The sequence below is a fragment of the Caldicellulosiruptor obsidiansis OB47 genome (assembly GCF_000145215.1).
GTDB lineage: Bacteria > Bacillota > Thermoanaerobacteria > Caldicellulosiruptorales > Caldicellulosiruptoraceae > Caldicellulosiruptor > Caldicellulosiruptor obsidiansis.
The window spans coordinates 980,464-997,500 of the sequence record NC_014392.1 but is presented as its reverse complement, the minus strand read 5'-3'; the positions used below and the strand labels follow the sequence as shown (position 1 = coordinate 997,500).

General features: G+C 38.1%; 23 protein-coding genes and 2 tRNA genes (1 of these 25 only partly in view). 1 reads left to right on the top strand and 24 read right to left on the bottom strand.

The annotated features are described in order from the left end of the window. The 3 genes in view from COB47_RS04370 to COB47_RS04360 are tightly spaced (at most 32 nt apart) and all read right to left on the bottom strand, a layout consistent with a single transcriptional unit that may run on beyond the window. Positions 1 to 2,032, bottom strand: partial view of a thiamine pyrophosphate-dependent enzyme gene (locus COB47_RS04370; RefSeq protein ID WP_013290185.1) — the 5' portion only. 176 nt of this gene lie to the left of the window's left edge; the window shows 2,032 of its 2,208 coding nt (coding positions 1-2,032); its start codon is at positions 2,030 to 2,032; its stop codon lies beyond the left edge, outside the window. Next, on the bottom strand, positions 2,029 to 3,048 hold the full coding sequence (locus COB47_RS04365) for a 2-oxoacid:acceptor oxidoreductase family protein (RefSeq protein ID WP_013290184.1): 1,020 nt from the start codon (positions 3,046 to 3,048) through the stop codon (positions 2,029 to 2,031). Before COB47_RS04365 ends, COB47_RS04370 begins: the two co-directional genes overlap by 4 nt. 32 nt (positions 3,049 to 3,080) lie before the next feature. Beyond that, positions 3,081 to 4,265, bottom strand: a complete 1,185-nt coding sequence (locus COB47_RS04360) for a CCA tRNA nucleotidyltransferase (RefSeq protein ID WP_013290183.1) — start codon at positions 4,263 to 4,265, stop codon at positions 3,081 to 3,083. Positions 4,266 to 4,358: 93 nt separating this feature from the next. Between COB47_RS04360 and COB47_RS04355 the strand changes: the two genes are divergently transcribed. Further along, positions 4,359 to 5,159, top strand: a complete 801-nt coding sequence (locus COB47_RS04355; protein ID WP_013290182.1) for a histidinol-phosphatase HisJ family protein — start codon at positions 4,359 to 4,361, stop codon at positions 5,157 to 5,159. 7 nt (positions 5,160 to 5,166) lie between these two features. On the opposite strand, the gene mnmA is transcribed toward COB47_RS04355, so the two are convergent. The 21 genes from mnmA to rplF all read right to left on the bottom strand — a co-directional run bounded on the left by mnmA (position 5,167) and on the right by rplF (position 17,007). Beyond that, on the bottom strand, positions 5,167 to 6,249 hold the full coding sequence (mnmA, locus tag COB47_RS04350; protein ID WP_013290181.1) for a tRNA 2-thiouridine(34) synthase MnmA: 1,083 nt from the start codon (positions 6,247 to 6,249) through the stop codon (positions 5,167 to 5,169). A 25-nt stretch (positions 6,250 to 6,274) separates the two neighbouring features. After that, a complete protein-coding gene (gene nifU, locus COB47_RS04345) occupies positions 6,275 to 6,658 on the bottom strand; it encodes a Fe-S cluster assembly scaffold protein NifU (RefSeq protein WP_013290180.1) in 384 nt (127 codons plus the stop codon). 2 nt (positions 6,659 to 6,660) lie between these two features. Next, the gene (gene nifS / locus COB47_RS04340; RefSeq protein ID WP_013290179.1) at positions 6,661 to 7,845 is read right to left on the bottom strand and encodes a cysteine desulfurase NifS; all 1,185 of its coding nucleotides are present in this window, start codon (positions 7,843 to 7,845) and stop codon (positions 6,661 to 6,663) included. Positions 7,846 to 7,909: 64 nt separating this feature from the next. Then, a complete protein-coding gene (locus COB47_RS04335) occupies positions 7,910 to 8,362 on the bottom strand; it encodes an RrF2 family transcriptional regulator (RefSeq protein ID WP_013290178.1) in 453 nt (150 codons plus the stop codon). A 182-nt stretch (positions 8,363 to 8,544) separates the two neighbouring features. After that, a tRNA-Glu gene (locus COB47_RS04330) sits at positions 8,545 to 8,620 on the bottom strand. Positions 8,621 to 8,627: 7 nt separating this feature from the next. Continuing rightward, positions 8,628 to 8,701: transfer RNA gene (locus COB47_RS04325), tRNA-Gln, on the bottom strand. 136 nt (positions 8,702 to 8,837) lie between these two features. Next, the gene (rplQ, locus tag COB47_RS04320; protein ID WP_013290177.1) at positions 8,838 to 9,179 is read right to left on the bottom strand and encodes a 50S ribosomal protein L17; all 342 of its coding nucleotides are present in this window, start codon (positions 9,177 to 9,179) and stop codon (positions 8,838 to 8,840) included. Then, positions 9,176 to 10,150 (bottom strand): DNA-directed RNA polymerase subunit alpha, encoded by a 975-nt coding sequence (locus COB47_RS04315; RefSeq protein WP_013290176.1) that lies wholly within the window; start codon positions 10,148 to 10,150, stop codon positions 9,176 to 9,178. The genes rplQ and COB47_RS04315 overlap by 4 nt, the downstream gene beginning before the upstream one ends. A 58-nt stretch (positions 10,151 to 10,208) precedes the next feature. Beyond that, on the bottom strand, positions 10,209 to 10,835 hold the full coding sequence (gene rpsD, locus COB47_RS04310) for a 30S ribosomal protein S4 (protein WP_013290175.1): 627 nt from the start codon (positions 10,833 to 10,835) through the stop codon (positions 10,209 to 10,211). Between the two features lie 23 nt (positions 10,836 to 10,858). Next, positions 10,859 to 11,251: a 30S ribosomal protein S11 gene (gene rpsK, locus COB47_RS04305; RefSeq protein ID WP_011917765.1), complete on the bottom strand. Its 393-nt coding sequence runs from the start codon at positions 11,249 to 11,251 to the stop codon at positions 10,859 to 10,861. A gap of 19 nt (positions 11,252 to 11,270) precedes the next feature. After that, positions 11,271 to 11,645 carry a 30S ribosomal protein S13 gene (rpsM, locus tag COB47_RS04300; RefSeq protein WP_013290174.1) on the bottom strand — a complete coding sequence of 125 codons (375 nt, stop codon included), beginning with the start codon at positions 11,643 to 11,645 and terminating at the stop codon, positions 11,271 to 11,273. A gap of 23 nt (positions 11,646 to 11,668) precedes the next feature. Further along, the gene (rpmJ, locus tag COB47_RS04295; protein WP_013290173.1) at positions 11,669 to 11,782 is read right to left on the bottom strand and encodes a 50S ribosomal protein L36; all 114 of its coding nucleotides are present in this window, start codon (positions 11,780 to 11,782) and stop codon (positions 11,669 to 11,671) included. A gap of 31 nt (positions 11,783 to 11,813) precedes the next feature. Beyond that, on the bottom strand, positions 11,814 to 12,032 hold the full coding sequence (gene infA, locus COB47_RS04290) for a translation initiation factor IF-1 (RefSeq protein WP_013290172.1): 219 nt from the start codon (positions 12,030 to 12,032) through the stop codon (positions 11,814 to 11,816). Positions 12,033 to 12,046: 14 nt separating this feature from the next. Further along, positions 12,047 to 12,316 carry a KOW domain-containing RNA-binding protein gene (locus tag COB47_RS04285; protein ID WP_013290171.1) on the bottom strand — a complete coding sequence of 90 codons (270 nt, stop codon included), beginning with the start codon at positions 12,314 to 12,316 and terminating at the stop codon, positions 12,047 to 12,049. A gap of 13 nt (positions 12,317 to 12,329) precedes the next feature. Next, positions 12,330 to 13,073 (bottom strand): type I methionyl aminopeptidase, encoded by a 744-nt coding sequence (gene map / locus COB47_RS04280; RefSeq protein WP_013290170.1) that lies wholly within the window; start codon positions 13,071 to 13,073, stop codon positions 12,330 to 12,332. Between the two features lie 17 nt (positions 13,074 to 13,090). Beyond that, positions 13,091 to 13,738, bottom strand: a complete 648-nt coding sequence (locus COB47_RS04275; RefSeq protein ID WP_013290169.1) for an adenylate kinase — start codon at positions 13,736 to 13,738, stop codon at positions 13,091 to 13,093. A gap of 37 nt (positions 13,739 to 13,775) precedes the next feature. Beyond that, positions 13,776 to 15,083: a preprotein translocase subunit SecY gene (secY, locus tag COB47_RS04270; RefSeq protein ID WP_013290168.1), complete on the bottom strand. Its 1,308-nt coding sequence runs from the start codon at positions 15,081 to 15,083 to the stop codon at positions 13,776 to 13,778. Position 15,084: 1 nt separating this feature from the next. Further along, a complete protein-coding gene (gene rplO, locus COB47_RS04265; RefSeq protein WP_013290167.1) occupies positions 15,085 to 15,528 on the bottom strand; it encodes a 50S ribosomal protein L15 in 444 nt (147 codons plus the stop codon). 18 nt (positions 15,529 to 15,546) lie between these two features. Beyond that, on the bottom strand, positions 15,547 to 16,053 hold the full coding sequence (gene rpsE, locus COB47_RS04260) for a 30S ribosomal protein S5 (protein ID WP_013290166.1): 507 nt from the start codon (positions 16,051 to 16,053) through the stop codon (positions 15,547 to 15,549). 20 nt (positions 16,054 to 16,073) lie between these two features. Further along, positions 16,074 to 16,442: a 50S ribosomal protein L18 gene (gene rplR / locus COB47_RS04255; protein WP_013290165.1), complete on the bottom strand. Its 369-nt coding sequence runs from the start codon at positions 16,440 to 16,442 to the stop codon at positions 16,074 to 16,076. Between the two features lie 16 nt (positions 16,443 to 16,458). Continuing rightward, positions 16,459 to 17,007 carry a 50S ribosomal protein L6 gene (rplF, locus tag COB47_RS04250; protein ID WP_013290164.1) on the bottom strand — a complete coding sequence of 183 codons (549 nt, stop codon included), beginning with the start codon at positions 17,005 to 17,007 and terminating at the stop codon, positions 16,459 to 16,461. Positions 17,008 to 17,037 lie beyond the last annotated feature (30 nt).

Genomic DNA, 17,037 nt, shown 5'->3' with positions numbered 1-17,037 from the left:
TTATAGTGGTTTTGCCATGGTCAATCTCATAAAGCGGGTAGAAACAACAATCAACAGCCGCCTGAATAACTCTTCTCTCTTTCGATGGTTCATCACCCCAGTTAAGCGGGCAAGCTGACAGTGCCTTGATATATACAAGCCCTTCTTCTCTCATGATTTTCTGAGCTTTTCTTGCTTTTTTGACAAAATCAATAGGATCAGATTCTGCCACCGTGGCAACGTATGGAATATTTGTAGCCGCCATTATCTGAGGAGTGTCTTTATGGAAAGTCGATTTTCCAAACTGAGCTTTCCCGACATGTGAAGTTGATGTAGATGCTCCGTAAGGCGTGGTGTACGAAAGCTGGTACCCTGTATTCATGTAGCCCCCATTGTCGTACTCAAATATAATCATCTTGTGGTTTCTCAGCGCAGCACCAATTGTAGGACCCATCCCTATGTCATTTCCACCATCACCTGTCACAAGGATAAATGTCAGGTCCCTGTCAGGAATTTCTCCTCTCTTCTTTCTCTGGTTGTACATCTCAACAAGTCCAGATAGTGTTGCTGCACCATTTTGGAAAAGGTTGTGCACATAAGTTGTCCTGAAAGCTGTTTGAGGATAAGCTGTAGTTACAACCATGCCACAACCTGTATGGAAAAGAAGCACTACATCACCTTCAATCCCTTTCAAAAGAAGATTCAAGTTAGGGAATATACCACAGCCAGGACATGCGCCATGGCCAGGAACAATTCGTCTTGGCATTGCTGTCAAATCACGTGTGTTTAGCGCAATGTTCTTAGTCCATTCTGCTTTTATAGGTTTCATATACCTTTTAGGAACATAATTTTCATCTCCCGGATATGCTCCGATATAATCAAAATCTGGTATTTCTTTTTTGCCTTCCAGCACAAGGTTCATATCTTCAAAGAGAGTCAGAGCATCTTCAAGGAAAAAGTCCTTGCCACCAAGTCCATAGATTCTGCTGATTACTTTTGGACCTTTTTCAAGCTCTTGAAGTGTTGCTTTGATTTCAATTGTCATATTGCCACCTTTTGCACCGTAGCTTTCTTGCCTGTCTAACACTGCAAGAAGCTTTACATTTTTCAAAAGCCCTTGGATTTCTTTTTTTGGCCATGGTCTTAGCACGTTTGTTGTTGCAACGCCAACTTTTATACCTTTCTGTCTCAAAATGTCAACAGCTTCACATACGGTATCATAAGTGGAATTCAAGACAAATATAGCTATTTCTGCATCTTCCATTCTATATCCTTCAACCAGCTCATATTTTCTACCGCTAATCTTATAAAATTCCTCGAATACTTGTGGAATTATTTCATACGCTTTATCCATTGCCTTGCTGAGTTGATATTTGTTGTTTATAAGGTCGGGTTCATTCATATAAGGTCCAATTGTAACAGGGTTGTCAGGATCTATTGCAACGGTTCGCTTTGGCGGGAACTTTCCAACAAACTCTTGAACATCTTCTTTATTCTTAAAATAGCTCACAACCCTCTTTTGATGGCTTGTAAAAAATCCGTCATATGCAACAATTACAGGAAGATTTACATCAGGATGTTCACCAATCTTTACCGCCATTATATTCATATCGTAAACTCTTTGTGGGTCTTTGGCAAGAAGTATTATCCAGCCGGTATTTAATGTGAACATCAAATCGCTATGGTCACCTTTTATGTCAAGAGGTCCAGAAATTGAACGTGTAACAAGATTTAATACCATTGGAAATCTTGTTCCAGATTGGACGGGAAGCTGCTCTAAAGCATACATAAGCCCATTTGCACTTGTTGCATTAAAAACTCTACCACCGCCCAAAGAAGCGCCGTAACAGATCCCTGCGGCACCATGTTCACCGTCTGCCGCAATCAATAAAATATCATGAAGTCCATCTGCTCGCATCTGGTCAAGTTCTTCAGCAATCTGGGTAGAAGGTGTTATCGGATAGTACCCCATAATATGATAACTTATTTGTGATGCAGCCAAAGCTGCCATTTCATTCCCGCTTTCAAAGATTGTCTCTTGTGGTTTTATCATCTCTTCTCACCATCCTTATACCACTTTTCGTATATATCAAAATCATGTTTTGCAGAGATCTTTTCCATGTCATATTCCCTTTCAATTCCCTCAATAAGTGCACCTGTAGGACAAATATCAACACATCTTAAACATCCTTTGCAATACTGATAATCTAATCCTATATTTATCATTTTGGGCTTTCCATTTTCGACTATCCTATCCCAAACAAACACATAGTCAGGGCATGTAGTCTCACAAAGACCGCAGTTTATACATTTCTCCTTTATAAACACAGGAATTTTCCCAATCCTGCTGGTTATATTGTTCTTTGTTATTGTGTTTGCATACTCTACAATAGTTCCTCCAATTGGAGCGTTTTTATATCCCATAGGCCTTCTTTCTTCCTGGTACTCTACGTATTGGTATTTACCATCATATTCAAAAAACTTAAATTCTACCTGGTTATATCCAGCTTCAAGACCCGCCATGTTGGACGCAATTGTCTGTGGATATTTTTTCTCAAAAGTTTGTTTAACAATCTCTTTCACGCTATCTAAGCTGATAAATCCAAGCATTCTTACAATTGCCCCAAGCATAACCATGTTAATCCTTGTTTTAACTTCAAGGGCAATCCTTATTGCATCCACTGTTGCCACCGTGCCACTTGCAAGTTTTAAAAAATCTCGAGCCTCATCCACGCTCTTGCTTGTATTCAGGATAACTATTCCATCTTTTCCAAGTCCTTGTGTGACAGGATTTGTATTTACCATATTCTCGTGAAATATAGCAACCAAATGAGGCTGAACAACAGGCGAATTAATTCTTATCTGCTTTTCCTTTGGAGCAAATCTTATATACGACTTTACTGGTGAACCCTTCTTTTCAGAGCCATAACTTGCAAAATTTAAGGCATTCAGTCCACTTCCAACAACACCTGCCTCAGCCAAAATCTTGCCCGCAACATTTGCACCAAGTCCGCCAATACTTTCAAGTCGAATTTCGTAATATCCGAGCTCGTTCGTGGTAGGTAACATTTGTTCATCTCCTCGCTCAAAAATTTTGTTTATCAATTTTTACCCTCTTGAAGATAAAAATTAACATAGTTTAATATCTCGTCCTTATTATTTTTTTCAGGATTTTTTAAAATATATTCATATATCAGGTTTAAGGTTTTACCTATTTCTTTGCCTTTTAAACCCAATTTCAACAAATCATTCCCGTTAATCTTTACATCTTTTTTCCTAATAAGCCTGTTCTGTTTTTTTAAAATATCGAATGTTTCTGTTATCTTGGTATCATTTTTTAATATCGACATGGTAAAAATTATATCTTCGACATTTTCCTCTTCCTCAAAAAAGATTCTCTTTATTAGTTCCTCTGTATTGTAATGCCTTTTCAAATAATTACATAATTTTATAGCTAAAGAGATGTTTCTTCTATCAAACTTCAAATCTCTCATTAGTTTCTCAATTAATGTATTATCTTTCAAGCAGGCAAAAAAGGCAGGAACTTTGAACTTTGTAGGAATAAAATCAAACTCTACTTGGCTTAAATAAAGGTATATTTGCAAAAATTCAGGAATTATAACACTGCCCACACTGCTTTCATAAAGAAGTTCAAGTCCGTAAGAAGAATTTTTGCTTTCCAAAGTCTTTGATAATTCTATATTTATTCTTTCCTTTGAGATTTTTTTCAAAAGATCTTTTAGGCTTTTTAGTGCCTCAAAAGTTTCATTATCTATGACAAAACTTAGCTGCGTTGCAAACCTTATACACCTCAAAATTCTCAGTGCATCTTCAAAAAATCTTTCGTGTGGATTGCCAACACACCTGACAATTTTATTTTTCAAGTCCTCAATTCCACCGAAATAATCTATAAGTCCTTCATCCGGATGATATGCCATGGCATTTATAGTAAAATCCCTTCTTCTGAGGTCTTCAAAAAGACTGTTTGTAAACTCTACTTTTGGCCATCTGTGGTTTTCATATTCCTTTTCGACTCTAAAAGTTGTTACTTCTATCTTGACTCCATTTATAATCACTGTTACCGTTCCATGTTTTATACCTGTTGGAATGGTCTTTTCAAAAAGATGAATTACATCTTCAGGTTTTGCATCTGTTGCAATGTCAAAATCCTGAGGTTCTTTTGACAGCAGATAATCTCTTAGACATCCACCAACCAAATATGCTTTGAATCCATGCTGATTTAGTATCCTAATTACCTTCATCGGCTCGTTTTTGAGCTGAATCATAAAAATCACCCTTTTTAACAATTGCTATTGTCAATAAAATATCATACAATTTGATTGTATGCAAAAAACTCTTTTTAAAGGGGATGACTTGCTATGTTTGACTACCACATTCATTCTAACTTTTCATCAGACTCAAATATGAGTATGGAAGACGCTGTAAAAAAAGCTATAGAACTCAACCTTGACGAGATAGCTTTTACAGACCACATGGACCTTTTATACCCGTCAGTTTCATACCCTGTTTGGGATATTAACTATGAAGATTACATGAATGAATTTTATTCTATCAAAGAAAAATACAGCAACAAGATAAAAATTAAACTCGGTAGCGAGGTTGGACTGCAACCACATTCTATAGAAAAAAGTTTAGAGATTCTAAACAGCTATTCCTTTGACTTTGTAATTGCCTCAACCCATGTTGTAGACTTTCAAGATTTGGCAGATGGTGTTTTCTATCAGGAAAAAGCAAAACAGCAGGCTTATATAAGATACTTTGAAGAAACATTAAATCTCATCAAAAGCTTTGACAAATTTTGTGTATATGGTCATCTTGACATTGTCAAACGATATGGAGATTATGAGAACAAAGATTTAGATAAAGAAGAGTATTGGGATTTGATAGATGAGATATTAAAACTGCTTATTCTTAAAGGAAAAGGAATTGAAGTTAATACCTCTGGTTTTAGATATGGTCTTGGAATGCCACATCCAGAATATAAAATTATAAAACGATTTTATGAATTGGGTGGAGAAATAATTACGCTTGGATCAGATGCCCACTCTACAGAATACATTGCATATATGTTCAGCTATACGGTTGATATGCTAAAGAGTATTGGTTTTAAATATTTAACAAAATTTGAAAATCTTGAACCAATATTTGTAAAAATATAAGCCCTCATCAGAGGGCTTTTTCTATTATTCCGCCACCAACAACAATATCGCCGCTATAGAACACAACAGACTGCCCTGGTGTTATTGCACGCTGCTTTTCATAAAACTTAACCAAGACTTTATTATTCTGCACAGGTATAACTTTTGTCTTTGTCTCTTTTGCAGTATATCGTATCTTTGCTGTCACTTCTAACTCAGATTCCAATTTATCAAATAGTATAAAGTTCAAATCAGAAGCAATTAAACCATCCGAAAATACTTTGTCTTCTTCTCCCAAAACAACTTTGTTCTCCTCAGGTTTTATATCAACTACATACATCCTTTTCCCGGTAGATATGCCAAGTCCTTTTCTTTGACCGATGGTGTAATTGTAATACGCTTTGCTCTTGCCAAGTATATTTCCCTCTGTGTCAACATACACCCCTTCATCATTTATTCCTGTCTCTTTTTCAATAAAGCTCCCATAGTCATTATCTGGAATAAAACATATTTCCTGTGAGTCAGGTTTTTTCGCAACAGGAAGCTTAAATTTCTCTGCAAGCTTTCTAACCTCATCTTTGGAAAATCTACCAAGTGGGAAAATTGTTTTAGAAAGCATCTCCTGGGTCATATTGTAAAGCACATAAGTTTGGTCCTTTTCTCTCGCTTTCGACCTTTTTAGAAGATACCTACATAGAGTATTGTCATATTCAATTATTGCATAATGACCTGTTGCAATGTAATCCATGCCAAGCACCATTGCCCTTTTTAAAAAAAGCTCAAACTTGATTTTCCTGTTGCACATAATGCAAGGATTTGGCGTTCTGCCTTTTATATATTCGTCGATAAAGTAGTTTATAACCTCTTTTTTAAAATCTTCTTTCATATTAAAGACATAATATGGTATGTCAAGAATATGAGCTACCCTTCGTGCATCGTCAACAGCAGTAAGAGAACAACAGCTCTTTTCGCGAATTAATTCATCCTCAGTTTCGGTTTGCCAAATCTGCATCGTTGCACCATATACTTCATATCCTTCTTCTTTTAATATTGCAGCTGCAACAGAAGAATCTACACCTCCACTCATAGCAACCAGGACTTTTTTCTTCAAAAAATCTCACCCTTTTAAAGTAAGTTTAGTTTGTATTTTTGCTTTTTTGCTTGCTAAGATAGTCTTCAATTGCGGCTTTAATTGCCTCTTCGGCTAAAACCGAACAGTGGAGCTTGTTTGCTGGAAGACCGTCTAAAGCTTCGGCAACAGCTTTGTTAGTAATCTGCAGAGCTTCTTCTATTGTCTTTCCTTTCACCATCTCTGTTGCCATTGAACTTGTTGCAACAGCAGCACCGCAGCCAAATGTTTTAAACTTTGCATCAACTATTATACCATTTTCTATTTTAAGATACACCTTCATTATATCTCCACACTTCGGGTTGCCAACCTGAGCAACACCATCTGCATTCTCAATCTCACCAACATTTCGCGGGTTCATAAAATGGTCCAAAACCTTTTCGCTATACATCTTCAATTGCCCCCTTTTTTCACGCTTTCATAAAGTGGACTCATTTCTCTTAATCTTGAAACAATTTCAGGCAAAACTTCTAATAGATAGTCTATGTCTTCTTCGGTGTTATCTTCACCAAGTGTTATTCTCAAAGATCCATGAGCAACCTCATGTTCAAGTCCAATTGCCAGAAGCACATGTGAAGGGTCCAAAGACCCTGATGTGCATGCAGACCCGCTTGATGCTGCAATTCCTTTCATGTCAAGCATCAAAAGCAGGCTTTCACCTTCAATAAACTCAAATGAGAAATTAGCATTGTTAGGAAGTCTCTGATTTCTGTCACCATTGAGTCGAACATAATCAATTTTGCTCAGCACTCCGTCAATGAGCTTATCTCTCAGTTTCTGAAGCTTTGCAGCATACTCAGAAAGGTTCTGAGTTGCAAGCTCTATAGCCTTTCCAAGTCCAACAATCCCTGCTACATTCTCTGTCCCAGCACGCCTATTTCTCTCCTGTGCACCACCATGCGAAAATGGATGAATCTTTGTCCCTTTTCTGATATAAAGTGCACCAACACCTTTTGGACCATAGAATTTATGAGCAGAAAGTGATAAAAGGTCGACACCCAAATCTTTTACATCAACAGGAATTTGCCCAACTGCTTGAACAGCATCTGTATGAATGATTATTCCTTTTTCCTTTGCTATCTTTGCTATCTCTTTGACAGGCTGGATTGTCCCAATTTCGTTATTTGCAAGCATGACAGAAATCAAAATAGTGTCATTTCTTATTGCCTCTTTTATCTTCTGAGGGTCAACAATACCATTTGGCTCAACAGGAACATATGTCACTTCAAATCCTAAACCTTCAAGATATTTTAGAGGATGTAAAACTGCATGGTGTTCGATGGTTGTTGTTATAATATGCTTGCCTTTATCTTTATTTGCAAAAGCAACTCCTTTTAATGCCCAGTTATCTGATTCTGTTCCACCGGAGGTAAAGTAAATTTCTTGAATATCTGCATTTAAGGCCTTTGCGACCCTTTCTCTTGCAAGCTCAACTGCTTTTTTTGCTTCTCTTCCAAGCTTGTAAATTGTTGAAGGATTGCCATACTGCTCTGTCAAATACGGCATCATCTCATCTAATACTTCCTTTTTAAGAGGGGTTGTCGCTGCATGGTCAAAATAAATAATTTTCCCTTCCATATATATCATCTCCCATTATTTTTATCATTTTAGTAGGGTTTCTATAACTATTATACCCCTTTTTTTAAATATAAAACATGTATGACTCATCTGCTGTCATCTTTTTATAATCATCAACCAAATTTTGGAGTGTGACAGAGTCCACAACGTTTTCTATTGCTTCTTTGACCTTTTCCCAAACCTTTCTGGTAACACAAAACTCTGCTCTTGGACAGTCAACCTTTTCTATATCATCTATACATTCAGAAGGCGAAAGTGACCCCTCAAGAGCTCTTAAAATCTCACCAATAGTAATTTTTGAAGGCTCTCTTGAAAGCATATAGCCACCCTGAGCACCTCTTATACTCTTGACAAGTCCTGCTTTTTTCAAGGCAGCAATGAGCTGCTCCAAATAATGCTCAGAAATCTCCTGACGCTCTGCTATGCTCTTCAAAGATACAAGCCCTTCATCATAGTGAAGCGCTAAATCAAACATTGCTCTGACACCATATCTTCCCTTTGTAGATAACCTGAACATCTTATATCTCTCCAATTCCGACTTGTATACTCGGCTTTTATATTATGATAACATTCTTGAGGTATCTTTGTCAAGGATATAAAAAAGCTGTCTCTCTATCTTCGTATGAGAAACAGCTTGTTTTTATTTTCCTTACAACAAAAAAGAGGCTGCTTTTACACAGCCTCGGTGGTATTCGTCTTTGGTAGCCCTAAGGGGATTCGAACCCCTGTCTCCGCCGTGAGAGGGCGGTGTCCTGGGCCTCTAGACGATAGGGCCACTTTTTTGGCTGCGGGACTAGGACTCGAACCTAGACAAGGTGATCCAGAGTCACCTGTGCTACCATTACACCATCCCGCAGCGTTTTTGCAACAATCAAAAAGCATTAATAATATTAGCACACACTTTTGATTTTGTAAATAGCAAAACATTGTTCGCCGATTAAAATATGAACTTAAAAAGCAAAAAGGCCAAAGAGGAAAATGCCTCTTTGACCTTATACAAGCTCTATATAGACCATCATAGCACCGTCACCTTTACGTGGACCAACCTTAATTATTCTTGTATAACCACCATTTCTTCCTTGATATCTTGGAGCTATCTTCTGGAACAGGTCATACGCAACATCTTCTTCATACAAATACCCTAAAACTCTTCTATATGATGCAAGATCCCCTTTTTTTGCTATGGTTATAAGCTTTTCAGCTATTCTTCTCAAATCCTTTGCCTTTGCTTCTGTTGTCATTATTCTACCATGCTTGAACAAAGATGTTGCCAAGTTTCTCATAAGCGCCTGTCTGTGGTCTATATCGCGTTTGAGTTTTCTTAATTTGTTCATTTCTCTTCTTCCTCCTCCTTCGGCGTGCTATCACTCTTTTTGAGGCTAAGTCCTAAACTGTGAAGTTTTTGGATGACCTCTTCTAAGGACTTTTTGCCCAGGTTCCTTACTTTCATCATCTCTTCTTCAGTCTTGTTGACAAGGTCCTCAACTGTGTTTATCCCCGCTCTTTTAAGACAGTTGTACGACCTTACTGAAAGTTCAAGCTCTTCTATTGTCATATCTAAAAGTTTATTTCTCTTCGGCGGCTCTTGTTTTACAACTGTCTCAATCTTTGTAGGAATATTAGAAAGATCAGTAAACAGGTTAAAATGCTCTATTAAAATCTTTGCGGCAATGGTTAGCGCCTCATCTGGACGAATAGTTCCGTTTGTCCATATCTCCATGGTCAACTTATCATAGTCGGTTACCTGACCAACTCTTGTATTCTCAACCTTGTAGTTGACCTTTACAACAGGTGTATAAATAGAATCAACAGGAATAACACCTATTGGCTGGTTTGGCTGTTTGTTCCTTTCGGCTGGAATATAACCTTTTCCTTGATTAACTGTTATTTCCATAAAAAGTCTGGCATCTTGATTAAGTGTAGCAATGTGATGGTCGGGATTGCAAATCTCTATATCAGCATCTGCCTTTATATCTTTTGCTTTTACTTCGCACTCACCCTGAGCCTCAATATACATTATCTTTGGCCCTGGGGATGACATCTTGATAGCTAAGCCTTTTAAATTGAGTATTATCTCTGGCACATCTTCTAAAACCCCTGGAATTGTTGAAAACTCATGTAAAACCCCATCAATCTTAACTGCTGTGACTGCTGCACCAGGTAGTGACGACAAAAGCGTCCTTCTAAGTGCATTCCCAACCGTTATACCATAACCTCTCTCCAGAGGCTCAATAACATATCGCCCATATTTATTGTCTGGGCTCAGCTCTTCACACCTTATTGTTGGTTTTTGAAATTCTATCAACTTGATATACCCTCCTTAAAAATAATACACCACACAGACCTTTTTACGAGGGCATTTATTACTTAGAGTAAAGCTCTACTATCAGGTGTTCTCTAATTGGCATATCAATATCTTCTCTTGTTGGAAGAGCTATTACCTTTCCCACAAGGTTCTCAGCGTCCTTTTCAAGCCACTTTGGAGAAGGTTTCTTTGCATACTTCTCTTTTATCTCAACAAATCTTGTCTTAGATTTGCTTCTCTCGTCAACCTCTATCACATCGCCAACCTTTACAAGATAAGATGGAATATTCACAGTTCTTCCATTTACCTTAAAATGAGCATGAGATACTAAAACTCTTGCCTCGCCACGTGAGGAAGCAAATCCAAGTCTGTAGACAACATTGTCAAGTCTTCTTTCAAGTAATGACAAAAGATTTTCACCAGCGATACCTTTCATCTTTTCAGCCATTTCAAAATATCTTCTGAACTGGGTCTCTAAAACGCCATAAATTCTTTTTACTTTCTGTTTTTCTCTCAGCTGCATACCATATTCAGAAAGTTTCTTTCTCTCCTGACCATGCTGACCTGGTGGGTATGGTCTTCTTGCAAACGCACACTTTTCGGTATAACATCTATCACCTTTTAAGAATAATTTCATTCCTTCTCTTCTGCAGAGTCTGCAGTCTGGTCCAATGTATTTTGACAAGACAAAGCACCTCCTCTAAAATTTTATACTCTTCTTCTTTTTGGCGGTCTGCAACCGTTGTGCGGAATTGGAGTAACATCTTTTATGAGCGTTACCTCAAGCCCTGCTGCCTGAAGTGCTCTAATTGCAGCTTCTCTTCCTGCACCTGGCCCTTTTACATACACTTCAACAGTTCTCATACCGTGGTCCATTGCCATCTTTGCTGCCTTTTCTGCTGCAAGCTGAGCAGCAAACGGTGTACCTTTTTTGGTTCCTGAAAAACCACATGTTCCTGCACTTGCCCATGCAATAGCATTGCCAGATGGATCAGTAATAGTAACAATTGTATTATTGAATGTTGAATGGATGTGTGCAATACCTTTTTCAACATTCTTTCTTTCTGAACGTCTTACAGTTCTTCTTGCTGGTCTTGCCATATCAGCTTACTCCTCCTTCTTATGATTTCTTTCTCATAACACCAACAGTTTTTCTTGGACCTTTTCTTGTTCTTGCATTTGTTCTTGTCCTCTGACCACGAACAGGAAGACCTCTTAAGTGTCTCAAACCTCTATAACATCTTATATCAATTAACCTCTTTATGTTTCTTGCAATTTCAGCCCTAAGTTCACCCTCAACCTTGAAATTTTTATCTATATAGTCTCTGATTTTAGCTACCTCATCGTCAGTGAGGTCTTTTACTCTTTTGTTTGGATCAACCCCAGTATCCCTTAAAATCTGTTTTGATCTTGAAAGACCAATCCCGAATATATATGTCAGAGCTATCTCAACTCTCTTTTCTCTTGGTAAATCTACACCTGCAATTCGTGCCATCCTAAAAATTCACCTCCAATAAATTAACCTTGTCTTTGTTTATGTTTTGGGTTTTCGCAAATTATTCTTATCTTGCCCTTTCTTCTGATAATCTTGCACTTTTCGCATATAGGTTTCACAGATGGTCTGACCTTCATTCTACCTTATTCCTCCTTTTTTAAAGAGAGTTTATTTTGATCTCCAAACAATTCTACCTCGTGTCAAATCATACGGTGATAGCTGAACAACCACTCTATCACCCGGAAGTATCCTGATAAAATTCATTCTAAGTTTTCCTGACACATGGGCAAGGACTTTGTGCCCATTGTCAAGCTGAACCTGAAACATTGCATTAGGCAGTGCCTCAACCACAGTCCCTTCTAATTCAATTACATCCTCCTTGGACAAGGCTTATCAACCCCCTACTCTTTTCTATTCTCAAATTCCTCTATCACTTTTGCAACCTCTACGTCAGTGAGCTTTTTCTTGAGTATCTTCTCTTTTATCTCTTCTGAGACAAACTTTGTGGGTGTTATGTGTTTTATCTTTTTCTTCTTGGGTTTTTTGATCTTCCGCAGTTTTCCGTCAACAAGGTAAACATACCCATCGTCGGTTATATCAAAAATTACGAAGAATCTATTTTTATCTCTTCCCATTTTGGACAGAACAATCTGCCCTATTTGAAGATCCATCTCTATTAACACCTCATAACGTAATTATCTCTGGTAAGCCCTCAGTTACGATTATGGTATTTTCATAATGAGCAGAGAGCTTACCATCGAGCGTCTTTACAGTCCAACCGTCCTTGTCAGTGTACACCTTGTAACTTCCCTCATTTACCATAGGCTCAACTGCCAAGGTCATGTTCTTGATAAGCCTTATCCCAACTCCAGCTTTGCCAAAGTTAGGGACCTGAGGTGACTCATGAAATTTTCTACCTATTCCATGCCCCACCAAATCCCTCACAACACTGAAGCCACGGCTTTCAACGTATCTTTGTATACTATTTGATATATCTCCAACTCTCTTGCCAGCAACCGCGTTTTTAATACCTTCAAAAAAGCTTTCTTCTGCAGTTTTTATCAAAAACCTTGCTGTCTCAGAAATCTTTCCAACAGCAAAGGTTCTTGCAGCATCAGCATGAAGTCCGTCAACACAAACTCCTACGTCTATACTGATAATATCTCCATCTTCCAGCCTTCTCATACCTGGAATTCCATGAACTACCTCGTCGTTGACTGAGGTACATATGGAGGCAGGATACCCATACAATCCCTTAAATGATGGTATCCCGCCATTTTTAATTATATACTCTTCAGCGAATTCATCAAGCTCTTTTGTGGTGATACCTGGTCGTATAAGTTTTTCTAATTCTTTTAAAACCATAGCAACAATTCTGCCAGCTGCTCTCATACTATCAAGCTCAGCTTCTGATTTTATAGTAATCATTTTCGGTCTTTTCTCCTTTATTGTATGCCAAGTGCTTTTAAGACCTCTTTTGTTGTATCAGCTATTTCTTCCTGACCGTAAACTACAACAAGCAAACCTTTTGCTTTGTAATAATCAATCAATGGCTGTGTTTGTGCATGGTAAACTTCCAATCTCTTTTTGACAGTTTCTTCTTTATCATCTTCTCTTTGATAAAGTTCTCCACCACATACATCACATACACCTTCTTTTTGTGGTGGCCTGTAGATTACATGGAAGCTCGCACCACAGTTTTTACAAATCCTTCGCCCAGACATTCTTTCTAAAATCTTTTCGTCTGGAACTTCAATATCCAAAACCTTGTCAATCTTCTGTCCAAGTTCTTGAAGTACCTTATCAAGTGCTTCTGCCTGGGCAATAGTGCGTGGAAAACCATCTAACAAAAATCCATTTTTGCAGTCCTCTTTTGAAATCCTGTCCTTGACAATTTCAATCACTATCTCATCTGGAACCAAAAGACCTTTGTCCATATACTCTTTTGCCTTTTTTCCAAGCTCAGTCTCATTTTTTACATTTTCCCTCAAAATGTCACCTGTTGAGATATGAGGTATCGAGAATCTTTTGCTCAAATATTCTGCCTGAGTGCCCTTTCCAGCACCCGGTGCACCTAAAAGTATAAGCCTCATCTTTTCTATACCTCCATACTACAATAATCCACTCTTTTTAGCTCAAGAAGCCTTTGTAGTGACGCAACAGCATCTGAGCTTCCATCTGCCTTATCGTCTCAAGCGCAACACCCACAACAATCAGCAAGCTTGTTCCACCAAAATAAATGTTAAGCTGATGTTTGAACATAAGTCCAACCAATGTTGGCAAAATAGCAATAAATGCCAAGAACAGTGCACCAGCAAAGGTAACTTTTGAAAGCACTCTTGTTATGAAATCTACAGTTGGTTTGCCAGGTCTGATACCTGGAATGAATCCTCCATTGTTTTTCAAATTGTTGGCAATCTCAACAGGATTAAATACAATTGCTGTGTAAAAATAAGTAAACCCTATTATGAACAATGCATAGAAGAATGTATACCAAAACGAACCTGATGAAAAGTATGCTTTTACAAATTTATAAAAGCCTGAATTTGGGAAAAATTGAGCAATTGTTGTTGGAAGCATCACAAGCGAAATTGCGAAGATTATAGGAATAACACCTGCAATATTGACCTTTATAGGAATGTGTGTGCTCTGTCCGCCATAAACTCTTCTTCCAACAACCCTCTTTGCGTATTGAACAGGTATTCTTCTTTCACCTTCTTGAATAACTATAATAAATATGATAATTGCAAGTGCCATTACTATAAACAAAATCACACCAATAATACTTGTGAGTGAAAACTCATTGAGCTTTGCAACATAGTTCCAAAGAGAAACTGCTCCGTTTGGAATTCTTGAAATAATACCTGCAAATATCAAAAGCGAAATACCATTTCCTATACCATTTTCTGTTATCTGTTCGCCAATCCACATTAAAAATACAGTTCCAGCTGTAAGAGCAATTGTTATTGTAATAAAACCTAAAAATCCCTGACCCTGAGCTGTAATAACTGGAACACCACCGGTGAGTGCACTTGCGTTCTTAAGTCCAAAATAGATACCAACTGCTTGGATAAACGCCAAAATAGCAGTTCCATATCGTGTCCACTCAGCAAGCTTCTTTCTGCCCTCTTCTCCCTGTTTTGCAAGTTCTTCAAGAGCAGGTATAGCAATTGTTAAAAGCTGCATAATAATGGAGGAGTTAATATATGGAGTTACGCTCATCGCAAATATACTCATATTTTTAAATGTTCCACCTGCAACAACATCAAAAAAACCAAGCATTGTAAGGTCATTTATAACCTTTGCCAAAGCATCCCTATCAATATAGGGGACTGGGATGAACGCCCCCAGTCTGAAAACAAGTATCATGAAAAGTGTAAATAGAATCTTTCTTCGAAGGTCGGGCAGCCTCCACGCATTCTTTATAGTTTCAAACACTTTAAATCACCTCTACCTTTCCTCCAGCAGCTTCTATCTTCTTTCTTGCACCTTCTGAAACTTTCTGCACTTTAACTGTCAGCCTCTTTGTCAGCTCTCCTCTTCCCAGTATCTTCACGCCGTCTTTTTCTATCTTGCTTATAACCCTTTCCTTCAAAAGAAGCTCAGGTGTGATTACAGTGTCATTGTCAAACCTCTCAAGCTTTTCTACATTAACTTCAGTATACACCTTTTTATTAATGTTTTTAAAGCCCCTCTTAGGAATTCTTCTGGTAAGTGGCATCTGCCCACCTTCAAAACCAGGTCGAACACCACCACCAGAGCGTGCCCATTGACCTTTGTGACCTCTTGTCGAGGTCTTACCGTGACCAGAACTCTCGCCTCGTCCCACTCTTTTTCTGCTTTTCTTAGAACCTGGTGCAGGTTTGAGTTCGTAAAGCTTCATAACAAAAAACCCTCCTTTTTACTTGAGTATCTCTTCTAATGTCTTTCCTCTGATTCTTGCAACATCTTCTGGACGTCTCAGCTGTTTTAATGCCTCAATTGTTGCATGAACAACATTTGCAGGGTTGTTAGAACCAAGGCTCTTTGTTCTTATATCTTTAATACCAGCAAGCTCACACACAGCTCTCACCGGCCCACCTGCAATAACACCAGTACCCTCTGGAGCAGGCTTTATCAAAACCTTTGATGCTCCAAAATCACCTATTGCTTCATGCGGAATTGTGGTTCCAACTATTGGCACCTCAATCAGATGCTTCTTTGCATCCTCAATAGCTTTTCTGATAGCATCTGGAATTTCCGCAGCTTTCCCATGTCCTGCCCCAACATGACCATTCTCATCACCAACAACCACAATAGCAGAAAACTTTAATCTCTTTCCTCCCTTTACAACCTTTGCAACTCTGTTAATGTTTACAACTCTTTCTTTTAAATCTAATCCCTTTGGATCAATTCTCTTTTGCGCCAAGCTATATCCCTCCCTTAAAATTAAAACTCAAGACCGGCTTGCCTTGCAGCTTCCGCAAGCGCTTTTACTCTTCCATGATATGGATAACCGCCTCTATCAAATACAACCTTTGTTATTCCCTTTTCTTTTGCCCTTTCAGCTATTACTTTCCCTACATACTCTGCTGCCTCGATAGATTTTGTTGAAGACAGTCTTGACTTGATCTCAGGCTCAAGCGATGATGCAGCAACAAGTGTGTGACCTTTTTCATCATCAATTATCTGAGCATAAATATATTTTAAACTCTTGTAAACGCAAAGACGAGGTCTATCACTTGTACCAAAAACTTTTTTTCTAATTCTTTTGTGTCTTATAAGCCTCTTTTCATTTCTATTCACCTTTTTATACAAGCCAAATCACTCCCCTCTATTTCTTACCGCCTTTGCCGGCTTTTCCTTCTTTTAGTCTCAAGACTTCATCAGCATATTTGATGCCTTTGCCAAGATATGGATCTGGTTCTCTTACCTTTCTTATATTTGCAGCAAAGTTGCCAACCTGTTGCTTGTCAATTCCTTTGACTATTATTCTGTTCTGGTCAGGAACTTCAACTGTAATGCCAGCAGGCTCTTCAATTTCAACAGGGTGTGAATATCCAACATTGAGTATAAGTTTCTTGCCTTGTTTTTGAGCTCTGTAACCTATTCCAACAACTTCCAGTACTTTTTCATAACCCTTTGTCACACCTTCTACCATGTTAGCAATAAGTGTTCGTGTAAGACCATGCAGTGCTTTGTGGAACCTCTCATCAGAAGGTCTTTGCACTATTATCTGGTTGTTTTCTATCTTAACAATCATCTCAGGATGTATTTCTTTTGTAAGCGTCCCTTTGGGTCCTTTTACAGTAATGACATTTCCGTCTATCTTGACATCAACACCACTGGGTATATCAATAGGTTTTCTGCCTATTCTTGACATCATTTCACCTCCAACAAATATAAAGTGTTG